Consider the following 8,300-nt stretch of genomic DNA (forward strand, 5'->3'; position numbering starts at 1 on the left):
CGAAGCTGGGTCCGGCCGGCGGCGCGGCGCAGGCAGCGAGCGACGCGACGGCCGTCAGGCAGACGAACGGGGCTGCGGTCCGCCGCCGGCGCGGCGGGCGGGGCGGGTGGCACAAACGGGGCATCGGCGGCACTCCGGACATCGCGGGCGGTGGAATATACACCAGCGGCGCCCATCGGTCGTGCTGACCGCCCGCCCGGCGCCGATTCGGCAGGCAGCTTACGTGTTTCGTTGCGGCCGCGCGCCCGCGCGCATTAGGATCGTGCAGGATGTGCGCGCCGTGCCGTGAACTCCAGCGACCCATCCGCCGCCACAACTAGCTGGTCGGTCCGTCCGGGGTGGGCGCTCCGGCCGGAACGGGCAGTTCATTCCGGAGGGTCCCGTCTCGTCGACCTTCCGACAGGCAGAGAGGCATGTCGATGCCGAAGGGCACCGTCAAGTGGTTCAATCCGACAAAGGGCTACGGCTTCATCGCTCCTGACACGGGCGGGAAGGATGTGTTCGTCCATATCAGCGCCGTGCAGAAGGCAGGTCTGCGCAGCCTGAATGAAGGGCAGAAGGTCAGTTTCGACATCGAGCAGCAGCAGAACGGCCGGTCGGCGGCCGTCAACCTCTCCGCCGGCGACTGACCGGCGATACGTTCCCGCGGCCCTGGCGCCCCCCTGACGGACGTCCAGTGGCGCGCCATGTGCAAGGCGCCATGCGCACCAAGCCGTGCGGCAGGGCGAAAAGGGGCTTGCTCTGTTGCCCAAGGCGCGGTTTGTGCGCCACATGACCCTGCGGAACGACGTCCGACCAATGGTACAGCTTGATGCCGACGCGATCCGGGACGCCTACCGGCGCTGGGCAGGTATCTATGACGCGACCTTCGGGGCCGTGTCCATGTGGGGGCGCCGCCGCACGGTCGGCCTCGTGAACAGGCTGCCCGGCCGGCACGTGCTGGAAGTCGGCGTCGGCACCGGCCTCGCCTTGCCGCTCTATGACGGCGCCAAGCAGGTCACCGGCATCGACCTCTCGGCCGAGATGCTGGCGCAGGCGCGGCGCAAGGTCCGCGCCCGGGGCCTGAGCCATGTCTGCGCGCTCGAGGAGATGGACGCCGAGGCGATGGACTTCGCCGACGGGTCGTTCGACGTGGCGGCCGCGATGTTCGTGGCATCCGTCGTGCCGCATCCGCGGCGGCTGGTCGCCGAGCTGAAACGGGTGGTCCGGCCCGGCGGGCATATCCTGTTCGTCAACCATTTCTCCGCCAGCGGCGGGGTGCGCCTGATGGCCGAGCGGGCGCTCGCCCCGGCCGCGCGGGCGCTTGGCTGGCACCCGGACTTCCGGGTGGACGAGCTGCTGGCACAGCCGGACGCCGATCGCGCGGTGCTCCGGCCGGTGCCGCCCTTCGGCCTGTTCACCCTGGTCCACCTGCCACGATGACCGGGGCCGGCCGCGCGGGAAGCCGGAGGCCGGTGAGTCAATCGTAATTTCAGCTTCATGACTCTGGGTGCGGTGCGGCAGACAGCTTGATCTGCGCCCCTCCGTCCTGTAGCCCACACCATCGCCGGTGACGAATGGATCATGCCTCCCGAAGCCCTTATCGGCTGGGTGCGGGAAGCGCGGGGCGGACAGACGCATGAAGGGACTTTGGCGACGCTTGGCGGCCGGACTTCTGGGGGTCGCGCCTGTGCTTCTGGGCGGGCTGCCCGCCTGGGCCGCGGATAAATTGCCCGCCGAGGGGCCGGTCCCCTGGGAAATGGGCATGCAACCGGCCGCGAGCCCGGTGAAGGCCGAGATCATCAGCCTCCATCACCTCGTGCTGGTGATCATCACGGCCATTACGCTTCTGGTGGGTGTTCTGCTCGCCGTGGTCATCCTGCGGTTCCGGGCGTCGAAGCATCCGAACCCGTCGCGCACCAGCCACAACACGCTGCTGGAGGTCGCCTGGACGTTGCTTCCGGTGCTGATCCTGATCGTGATCGCCATCCCGTCGTTCCGCCTCGTCTACTACGAGGACCGGACGCGCGACGCGGACCTCACGATCAAGGTCACGGGCCATCAGTGGTACTGGGAATACGCGTATCCCGATAAGGGCAACATCGACTTCAACAGCAACCTGGTCCAGGACGAGGATCTCAAGCCCGGCCAGCCGCGGCTGCTGACGGCCGACAACAAGCTGGTGCTGCCGGTCGGCAAGAACGTCCGCATCCTGATCACCAGCGGCGACGTGATCCACAGCTTCTTCATCCCGTCGCTCGGCGTGCAGCGCTACGCGATCCCGGGGCGGATGATCGAGACATGGGTCCGCATCGATCACCCCGGCATCTTCTACGGCGAATGCAATCAGGTCTGCGGCATGAACCACAGCCGCATGCCGATCGAGATCGAGGGGGTCGACCCGAAGCAGTTCGACGCCTGGCTGACCGAGGCAAAGACCAAATATGCAGCGGATGCGGGGCCGGCGCTGCAACCCGCCCGTGAACTGACGGGCGGCGTCCGGCAAGTCGCCGACGCAGGCCGCTGAGGACAAGACCGGCAACAAGGAATCAGGCAATGTCGGCGACAACACATGACCACGTCCACGACCATCACGACCACAAGCCGGGCTTCGTGGCGCGCTGGCTGTTCAGCACGAACCACAAGGACATCGGCACCCTCTACCTGATCTTCGCGGTGATCGCCGGCGTGACCGGCGGCATCCTGTCGATGATCATGCGGGCGCAGTTGCAGCACCCGCACGGCACGATCGTCACCAGCGGTCAGGAGTGGAACACGATCGTGACGGCCCACGGGCTGATCATGATCTTCTTCACCGTGATGCCGGCGATGATCGGCGGGTTCGGCAACTGGTTCATCCCGCTGATGATCGGCGCGCCGGACATGGCGTTCCCCCGCCTGAACAACATCAGCTTCTGGCTGCTGCCGCCGGCCTTCATCCTGGTGATGACCGGCCTGCTGCTCGGCGAGAGCGGCACGGGCTGGACGCTGTATCCGCCGCTGTCGAACTCGATGTACGAGCCCGGCATCGGCATGGACTGCACGCTGTTCGCCCTGCACCTCGCGGGCGCGTCGTCGCTGCTGGGATCGATCAACTTCATCACGACGATCTTCAACATGCGCGCCCCCGGGATGACGCTGCACAAGATGCCGCTGTTCATCTGGTCGGAGCTGGTGACGGCGTTCCTGCTGGTGCTGGCGGTGCCGGTGCTGGCCGGTGCCATCACCATGCTGATCTGCGACCGTAACTTCGGCACGGCGTTCTTCGACCCGGCCGGCGGCGGCGACCCGGTGCTGTTCCAGCACCTGTTCTGGTTCTTCGGTCACCCCGAGGTCTACATCATGATCCTGCCGGGCTTCGGGATCATCAGCCACGTTATCTCGACCTTCAGCCGCAAGCCGGTGTTCGGCTATCTCGGCATGGCCTACGCGATGGTGGCGATCGGCGTGGTCGGGTTCGTCGTGTGGGCGCACCACATGTTCGTCTCCGGCATCGACGTCGATACCCGCGCCTACTTCATGGCGGCGACGCTGGTGATCGCGGTGCCGACCGGCATCAAGATCTTCTCCTGGATCGCCACGATGTGGGGCGGGGCGATCGAGCTGACGGTGCCGATGCTGTGGGCGATCGGCTTCATCTTCCTGTTCACCATCGGCGGCGTGACGGGTGTCGTGCTGGCCAATGCCGGCATCGACCAGATCGTGCACAACACCTACTACGTGATCGCGCACTTCCACTACGTGCTGTCGCTGGGCGCGGTGTTCTCGATCTTCGCCGGCTTCTACTACTGGATCGGCAAGATGTCGGGCCATCAGTACCCGGAGTTCTGGGGCAAGGTGCATTTCTGGATGACCTTCGTGGGCGTGAACCTCACGTTCTTCCCGATGCACTTCCTCGGTCTTGCCGGCATGCCGCGCCGCTATCCGGACTATCCGGAGGCGTTCGCCGGCTGGAACGCGGTGTCCTCGTTCGGCGCCTATCTGTCGGGCCTGTCGGTGCTGGTGTTCCTCTATGTCTGCTACCGGACCTTCACCTCGACCGAGAAGCTGGCGCCCAACTACTGGGGCGAGGGTGCGACGACGCTGGAATGGACGGTGTCCTCCCCGCCGCCGTTCCACACCTTCGAGGAACTGCCACGGATCCGCTGATACATGTCTGACGCTTCATTCAGCCTGCCGGCCGGCGGTCCCCACACGGGGGCCGTCGCGCCGATGGCGGGCGGCTCCGCGGTCGCCGACTGGATCAACCTGCTCAAGCCGCGGGTGGTCGTGCTGGTGGTCTTCACGGGCGTGATCGGCCTGATGGTCGCGCCCGGCCATCTCAACCCGGTGCTCGCGTTCACGGCGATCCTCGCGATCGCGGTGGCGGCGGGTGCGGCGGGTGCGCTCAACATGTGGTACGAGCGGGATATCGACGCGCTGATGCGCCGGACCCGCAACCGGCCAATCCCCGCCGGGCGGATCGAGCCGGATGCCGCGCTGAGCTACGGCATCTTCCTGTCCGTGGCCTCGGTCGTGGTCATGGGTCTGGCGACGAACATGGTGGCGGCGGTCGCGCTGGCCGTGTCCATCGCATTCTATGTCCTGGTCTACACCGTCTGGCTGAAGCGACGGACGGCGCAGAACATCGTCATCGGCGGTGCTGCCGGCGCCTTCCCGCCGGTGATCGGCTGGGCTGCCGTGACGGGCCATATCGGCCTGCTGCCGGTGCTGCTGTTCGCGATCGTGTTCCTGTGGACCCCGCCGCATTTCTGGTCGCTCGCGCTGTTCGCCGAGATCGACTACGCGCGGGCGGGCGTCCCCATGCTGCCCGTGGTCGCCGGGCCGCGGCACACCCGCTGGCAGATCATGCTGTATACGCTGCTGCTGGTCGCGGTCTCGCTGCTGCCCTGGGCGCTGCACGTGGCCGGACCGATCTACGGCGCGGCGGCCGCGGTGCTGGGCGCGGGCTATATCGTCGCCTCCTGGCGGGTGCTGCGCGACGCACAGGATGCGGGCGGCCACAGCCTGACGCGCGACGCCCCGGCCAAGGCCGCGTTCCGCTACTCGCTGCTGTATCTGGCCCTGCTGTTCGCCGCCGTGCCGCTCGACGCGGCGTTCCGCTGATGGCACCGGACCATCTGTCGCGGACAGACAGCGACGAACTCGCTCGCCGCCGCCGTGGCCGCAACTGGGCGATCTTTGCGGTCCTCGTGGCGGTGATGGTGCTCTTCTACGCCATCACCGTCGTCAAGATGATGCGTATCTGAGGCATCGGGCGACGCCATGACGGCGCGCGGACGCGGAAATGCCTGGTGGGGGTTGGCGGTCGTCGCCGTCATCGTGGCGATGGTTGGCGCATCCTTCGCCGCGGTGCCGCTCTATCGCATCTTCTGCGCGGTGACCGGCTATGCCGGCACCCCGAACACGACCGAGGCCGCCGCCCCGGGTGCGACCGGACAGACCATCACGGTCCGCTTCAATGCGGAGACCAACGGCAACCTGCCCTGGCGCTTCTCCCCGGTGCAGGCCAAGGTGACCCTGCCGCTGGGCGAGGAGCAGATCGCCTTTTATCAGGCACGCAACCTTGCCGCCGAGCCGGTGACCGGCATCGCCGTCTACAACGTGACGCCGGAGAAGGTGGGCAAGTATTTCCACAAGACGGCCTGCTTCTGCTTCAACCAGCAGACGCTGGCACCGGGCCAGCAGATGCAGTTTCCGCTGTCCTTCTGGGTCGATCCGGCGATCGCGTCCGATCCCAACACCTCGGACGTCCACGTCATCACGCTGAGCTACACGTTTTCCCGGACGCTGGAGGATCTGGCGAAATCCGGCCTGCTGGCCAAGGCCGGCCCGCATGTCGGGGCCATGGCGCCGCGTCCCGAATAGCGGCGGCGCTGCGGCTTACCGCGCGGCCCCCATGACCCAGGCGAGCACGCCCTTTTGCGCGTGCAGCCGGTTTTCCGCCTCGTCGAACACGACCGATTGCGGCCCGTCGATCACCTCGGCCGTCACCTCCTCGCCCCGGTGGGCGGGAAGGCAGTGCATGAACAGCGCATCCGGCGCGGCGCGCGCCATCAGCGCCGCATCGACGCTATAGGGCACCAGCAGGGCATGCCGAGCGGCATCCGGCGGGTCGGACATGCTGATCCACGTGTCGGTCACGACGCAGCGCGCGCCGGCCACCGCGTCTTCCGCCCGGTCGTGCAGGCTGACGGCGGCGCCCTCCGCCCGCGCCCAGTCGATGACGGCGGGGGAGGGACGCAGGGATGCCGGTGTCGCGAGCCGCAGGGTGAAGCCGAACCGGGCCGCTGCCTCGATCCAGCTATGCGCCACGTTGTTGCCGTCGCCGCACCACGCCACGATCTGCCCGGCGATCGGGCCGCGATGCTCCTCGAACGTCAGGATGTCGGCCATCAGCTGGCAGGGGTGGGACGTATCCGTCAGCCCGTTGATCACCGGCACCGTCGCGTGGCGCGCCAGCTCGTGCAGCATGTCGGTCCGGGCGGTACGCAGCATGATCGCGTCCACGTAGCGCGACAGCACGCGCGCCGTGTCGGCCGCGGTTTCCCCGCGGCCGATCTGCATGTCGCGCGACGACAGCACCACGACGTCGCCGCCGAGCTGGCGCATCGCCACCTCGAAACTGACCCGGGTGCGGGTGCTGTTCTTCTCGAAGATCAGCGCCAGGGTGCGCCCCGCCAGCGGGCGCGAGGACACGCCCCGCGCCTGCTTGAACCCCACCGCCACGTCCAGCATGTGGCGCAGCACGCCCGGCTCGAAGTCGCGCAGGTCGAGGAAATGCCGCGGCGGCGGCGGCCCTTCCGCCGCCGCGCCGGCCTCGGCGCGGCGTGCCGCTCCCGTCATGGCACGGTGGCCTTGTGCGCGGCGGCACGCACGCGCTCGATCGCGCGCCCGAGCCGGCCGATCGCGTCCTCGATCTCCGCCTCGCTGACGATCAGCGGCGGCGCGAGGCGCAGCACGTTGTCGCCCGCGGTGATCGCCAGCAGCCCTTCCGCGAGGCAGGCCGCCAGCAAGGCGGTGTTCGGTCCGACGCATTTCAGGCCGAGCAGCAGGCCCGCGCCCCGCACCTCGGCTATGACGTCGGGCGCCGGGCCCGTGACGTCGTGCAGCCGCTGCCACAGATGGCGCGCGCGGCGGTCGATGTCGTCCAGATAGCCGGGCGCCAGCACCACGTCGAGCACCGCGCCGGCGGCGGCGCAGGCGAGCGGGGTGCCGCCGAACGTCGTGCCGTGGGTGCCGGCCGTCAGGTGGCGGGCGACCGCCTCGCGCGCGAGGACGGCCCCCATCGGGAAGCCGCCGGCGATCCCCTTGGCCGAGGACAGCACGTCCGGCGCGATGCCCGCCCATTCGTGGGCGAACAGCCGGCCGCTGCGCCCCATGCCGGTCTGCACCTCGTCCATGCCGAGCAGGATGCCGTGCTCGTCGCACAGCGCGCGCAGCTGGCGCAGGAAATCGAGCGTCGCCGGGCGCACGCCGCCCTCGCCCTGCACCGGCTCGACGATGACGCCGGCGGTGTGCGGTCCGATGGCGCGGCGCACGGCGTCGATGTCGTTGAACGCCACGTGGTCGAACCCGTCCACGACCGGGCCGAAGCCTTCCAGGTATTTCGCGTTGCCGGTGGCCGCCAGCATCGCCAGGGTGCGGCCGTGAAAGGCGCCGTGGAAGCAGATGATGCGGTATCGCTCCGGCCGGCCCGTGCCCGCCATCGCGCGGCGGATCATCTTCGTCATGCCCTCGTTCGCCTCGGCGCCCGAATTGCAGAAGAAGACGCTGTCGGCGAAGCTGGCGGCGACAAGGCGTGCCGCCAGGCTCTCCGCCTGCGGCACCCGATAGAGGTTGGACACGTGGATCACCCGCGCCGCCTGCTGCGCGATGGCGGCAACCAGGCCCGGATGGTTATGGCCCACCGAGGAGGTCGCGATGCCGGCGCCGAAATCGAGGAATCGTCGCCCGTCCGTCGTCCACAGCCAGACGCCCTCGCCCCGCTCGAAGGCGAGGTCGGCGCGGTTGTAGGTCGGCATGAGAACGGGAAACATTGACCTGTCAGGTCCCTCTCGCTGGATGACGGCGCATTGTCGGGATCGCGGCGACCTGCGAACGGTCGCAGAATGGTGCATGATCCGCAGCGTCCGCGGCGCTGTCAAACACGGCCCGGCGCGGTCGGGACGGCGACGGTGACCGGCGATGGGGGGACAGCGATCCCGGATGCCGCGTCGCTGCGCGCGGCGGCGCTGCAGTATGTCGCCCGCTATGCCGCGACGGCCGCGGGCGTGCGCCGCGTGCTCGACCGGCGGATCGACCGGGCGGCGCGGATGGTC

General features: G+C 68.8%; 9 protein-coding genes. 7 read left to right on the forward strand and 2 right to left on the reverse strand.

Going from position 1 to position 8,300, the window contains the following annotated elements; genetic code table 11:
- Nucleotides 1–419: 419 nt before the first annotated feature.
- From B8460_RS04705 to B8460_RS04730, 7 genes are all read left to right on the forward strand, one after another.
- Nucleotides 420–629 (forward strand): cold-shock protein, encoded by a 210-nt coding sequence (locus B8460_RS04705; RefSeq protein WP_048860429.1) that lies wholly within the window; start codon nt 420–422, stop codon nt 627–629.
- Nucleotides 630–771: 142 nt separating this feature from the next.
- The gene (locus B8460_RS04710; protein WP_084623236.1) at nt 772–1,422 is read left to right on the forward strand and encodes a class I SAM-dependent methyltransferase; all 651 of its coding nucleotides are present in this window, start codon (nt 772–774) and stop codon (nt 1,420–1,422) included.
- 196 nt (nt 1,423–1,618) lie between these two features.
- A complete protein-coding gene (gene coxB, locus B8460_RS04715) occupies nt 1,619–2,506 on the forward strand; it encodes a cytochrome c oxidase subunit II (protein ID WP_048860422.1) in 888 nt (295 codons plus the stop codon).
- Between the two features lie 29 nt (nt 2,507–2,535).
- The gene (gene ctaD / locus B8460_RS04720) at nt 2,536–4,128 is read left to right on the forward strand and encodes a cytochrome c oxidase subunit I (RefSeq protein WP_048860423.1); all 1,593 of its coding nucleotides are present in this window, start codon (nt 2,536–2,538) and stop codon (nt 4,126–4,128) included.
- A gap of 63 nt (nt 4,129–4,191) precedes the next feature.
- Entirely contained in the window at nt 4,192–5,085 is an 894-nt protein-coding gene (locus tag B8460_RS04725) for a heme o synthase (protein ID WP_048860424.1), read from the forward strand.
- Nucleotides 5,085–5,228, forward strand: a complete 144-nt coding sequence (locus tag B8460_RS22825) for a hypothetical protein (RefSeq protein ID WP_199445547.1) — start codon at nt 5,085–5,087, stop codon at nt 5,226–5,228. The genes B8460_RS04725 and B8460_RS22825 overlap by 1 nt, the downstream gene beginning before the upstream one ends.
- A 16-nt stretch (nt 5,229–5,244) precedes the next feature.
- Nucleotides 5,245–5,847, forward strand: coding sequence for a cytochrome c oxidase assembly protein (locus B8460_RS04730; protein ID WP_048860425.1), 603 nt, complete (start codon nt 5,245–5,247; stop codon nt 5,845–5,847).
- Nucleotides 5,848–5,862: 15 nt separating this feature from the next.
- On the opposite strand, the gene argF is transcribed toward B8460_RS04730, so the two are convergent.
- Together argF and B8460_RS04740 are read right to left on the reverse strand one after the other, a co-directional pair.
- The gene (gene argF / locus B8460_RS04735; protein WP_048860426.1) at nt 5,863–6,825 is read right to left on the reverse strand and encodes an ornithine carbamoyltransferase; all 963 of its coding nucleotides are present in this window, start codon (nt 6,823–6,825) and stop codon (nt 5,863–5,865) included.
- The gene (locus B8460_RS04740; RefSeq protein ID WP_048860427.1) at nt 6,822–8,018 is read right to left on the reverse strand and encodes an aspartate aminotransferase family protein; all 1,197 of its coding nucleotides are present in this window, start codon (nt 8,016–8,018) and stop codon (nt 6,822–6,824) included. The genes argF and B8460_RS04740 overlap by 4 nt, the downstream gene beginning before the upstream one ends.
- Between the last annotated feature and the right edge of the window lie 282 nt (nt 8,019–8,300).

The organism is Acidisphaera rubrifaciens HS-AP3 (assembly GCF_000964365.1).
Lineage (GTDB): Bacteria > Pseudomonadota > Alphaproteobacteria > Acetobacterales > Acetobacteraceae > Acidisphaera > Acidisphaera rubrifaciens.

Bases quoted from the DNA above. Each gene is read 5' to 3' on its own strand.
- B8460_RS04705 (WP_048860429.1), top strand. From the start codon at position 420: ATGCCGAAGGGCACCGTCAAGTGGTTCAATCCGACAAAGGGCTACGGC.
- B8460_RS04710 (WP_084623236.1), top strand. From the start codon at position 772: ATGACCCTGCGGAACGACGTCCGACCAATGGTACAGCTTGATGCCGAC.
- coxB (WP_048860422.1), top strand. From the start codon at position 1,619: ATGAAGGGACTTTGGCGACGCTTGGCGGCCGGACTTCTGGGGGTCGCG.
- ctaD (WP_048860423.1), top strand. From the start codon at position 2,536: ATGTCGGCGACAACACATGACCACGTCCACGACCATCACGACCACAAG.
- B8460_RS04725 (WP_048860424.1), top strand. From the start codon at position 4,192: ATGGCGGGCGGCTCCGCGGTCGCCGACTGGATCAACCTGCTCAAGCCG.
- B8460_RS22825 (WP_199445547.1), top strand. From the start codon at position 5,085: ATGGCACCGGACCATCTGTCGCGGACAGACAGCGACGAACTCGCTCGC.
- B8460_RS04730 (WP_048860425.1), top strand. From the start codon at position 5,245: ATGACGGCGCGCGGACGCGGAAATGCCTGGTGGGGGTTGGCGGTCGTC.
- argF (WP_048860426.1), bottom strand. From the start codon at position 6,825: ATGACGGGAGCGGCACGCCGCGCCGAGGCCGGCGCGGCGGCGGAAGGG.
- B8460_RS04740 (WP_048860427.1), bottom strand. From the start codon at position 8,018: ATGTTTCCCGTTCTCATGCCGACCTACAACCGCGCCGACCTCGCCTTC.